This window comes from Flavobacterium sp. TAB 87 (assembly GCF_001529295.1).
In the GTDB taxonomy this organism is placed as follows: domain Bacteria; phylum Bacteroidota; class Bacteroidia; order Flavobacteriales; family Flavobacteriaceae; genus Flavobacterium.
In genome coordinates this window covers 1-2,475 of record NZ_LLWK01000009.1, presented here as the reverse complement: position 1 = coordinate 2,475, position 2,475 = coordinate 1, and the positions used below count along the sequence as shown (strand labels likewise).

Here is a 2,475-nt window from a genome sequence, read left to right as displayed (position 1 = left end):
CTTAAAAATACGAAATTTAGTACTTTATTTCAACTGTTTTGCTATATTTGTTTGAATAAAAACGGAGGTTTTTTCACAGACTGACGTTGGCAGACAAGCGAAAGCAACTGCTAAAAAAAACGTAACCTTTAAAATTAAATATTTATGAACAAAATTAAAAAATTAAATCTCTTGCTTGGAGTAGCTCTATTAACTACAATTGTCTCTTGTAGTAATGAGCCAAATTTGTCCGTAACTGAATCTCAATCTAAACAAGAAGATTGGGTTAAGCTAGGGAAAAAATTAGAGAATCCATATTCTATCAAAAATATGAGATTGGCTTTGAAAAATTTAAAAGCTAAAAAATCTTCATTGACATCAAGAGAAGCTCCAATTGATGCTGGTTTTGATGTTGAGCCCAATTATCTCTATGTAGAGTTTGAACCAAAAACAGAAGCAGAAGAAGCTGTTTTAAAACAAGATAGTTCAGTAGTTCTTTTTGATTATCCTTTGGATTATGAATTTACTGAAGAAGTACTTGATGCAAGACCAGCTTTATTATCTAATCAATTTCCTAATTATTATACAGCAATTAAAATAGATTCTGAAACAGCTAGCGAAGCACAATACGAAATTTTAGAAGAATTATATATTCCCGAGGAAGATCCTTATTTTGGAAGTAATTTATCTGCAAAACAAAAAATATCTACTCAAAAGGAAACTTTACTTGACGAGCTTCTTGATGAAGCATTTAAAATAACGGGGAACGAACGTCAAAATCAACTAGCAAAAACGAACGCAACTGCTAAATGGATTTTTGGTAAAAGATGGTGGCCAAGTGGTACAATAACCATTTACGACGAAGTAGCAAGAGCAAACAAACCTGTTGTAGGTGCACAAGTTTTAATAAGACAATGGTTCACTGTAAGACAAGGTATTACAGATGAAAATGGGAATTTTAGTACTTCCTCAATTCGTGGCTCCGCTAGGTATGTTTTGCAATGGGAACGATATAATTACAGTATAAGAAACGGGTCATTTTTCCAAGCAGAAACAAAAAGTGCAACAGAACAAAAAGATGTTCCTTGGAATTTAAACATTACTGGTGGTGATGACAAATACCACGCATTAATACATCAAGCTGCACACGATTATTATTACGGACACCGCTTTGGCTTAATTTCGCCACCAATGAATAATCATCTTTACTCCTTTGGAAGACAAAGTCAAATGAAAATTGCTGCTCGTGAAACAGCACCTTGGGGATTCCCATCTTCCTATTCGCATATCAGAAGTGATTTAACTTATGGCTTATCGGCTCAAATACACATAAAAAAATATGGTTCTCCTGATGATGAAGTTTATGGAACAACTATACACGAACTAAGTCACGCATTACATTCTGTTTTGGACAGAGGTTCTTATGATAATATTGTAAGAGATGCTTTTCTCGACAATCATTCTTCGGTTCAAAAAAGAAATAGAAGGTTATTAGAAACTTGGCCTACTACTGTCGAAATTATGATGACGCTCGAAAGGTATAGAACTAAATTTGGTAATCCTAATTACCAATATAGAAATAACAATAAACAATTTGTAACTATCCTTGCTGTAAATGACTATACTTCTGGAGGTTTTGATTTAATCGATAATTTTAATCAAAGAGATTTTTATGGTTTAGATTACCCAATTGACCGAGTAAACGGATACACTCTGAAACAATTAGAACAATCTTTGATTGGTGCAAAATACTGGAGTCAATGGAGAGATAATTTAAAGAACAAATACGATAATCCTACAGAACAATTCGTAGATGAACTCTTTAATAACTGGCAAGATTAATATTATGAAAAAACTACTATTATTAATTTCAGCTTCTTTGATTATTTGTGCTTGTGAACCAGGACATATAATAGACTATGATTATACAATTATAAATAATTCAGGTAAAACTGTAACCATAATTCCTTATGTAAACGGGAATAAGGATTTGCAAAATGCTATCAAACTAAATCAAGGTGATAAAATCAATAAAAAATATAGATATACTCCTCCGGGTGGTGCGGGTTATTCAATGAGTAACCTTCTACCTAACAATTCTGGTTATGTTGCGTTCGTTTACGATAATGATAAAATTGATGTTTTTAGTATATATTCTGAACAATGTACAAATTGTCCAACTATATCAAATAACTCTTTTGGCATTAAATACAGTGAAAACAATCGTAATCCTTTTAATTCACAGTTTAGTAATGAAACAAATGAAGTCTATTATATAACTCCCGAGGATTATCAAAATGCAACAGACTGCGGTGGTAATTGTAATTAAACACAGTTAAGCATCGATTTAAAAGTAAAAGCGGAATTTAGAGAAACTTAAACGTAAATCTAAATATCCGCTTTTTCACAAAGTATAAAATAAAATAACGCCCGATCTGCCAATCGAGTAGACGGCTCCGCTAGAAACTAACGGAGTGCGCCTCTCACACCACCGTA

The 2,475-nt window shown here is 32.6% G+C and carries 2 protein-coding genes; both read left to right on the top strand.

Annotation, left to right across the window (positions count from 1 at the left end):
- The first annotated feature begins 144 nt into the window (after window positions 1-144).
- On the top strand, window positions 145-1,821 hold the full coding sequence (locus AP058_RS00070; RefSeq protein ID WP_066305319.1) for a hypothetical protein: 1,677 nt from the start codon (window positions 145-147) through the stop codon (window positions 1,819-1,821).
- Between the two features lie 4 nt (window positions 1,822-1,825).
- Window positions 1,826-2,308, top strand: coding sequence for a hypothetical protein (locus AP058_RS00065; RefSeq protein ID WP_157492506.1), 483 nt, complete (start codon window positions 1,826-1,828; stop codon window positions 2,306-2,308).
- The last annotated feature ends 167 nt before the right edge of the window (window positions 2,309-2,475 follow it).

Excerpts from the sequence above, each read along its gene's own strand:
- AP058_RS00070 (WP_066305319.1), top strand. The coding sequence starts at position 145 with ATGAACAAAATTAAAAAATTAAATCTCTTGCTTGGAGTAGCTCTATTA.
- AP058_RS00065 (WP_157492506.1), top strand. The coding sequence starts at position 1,826 with ATGAAAAAACTACTATTATTAATTTCAGCTTCTTTGATTATTTGTGCT.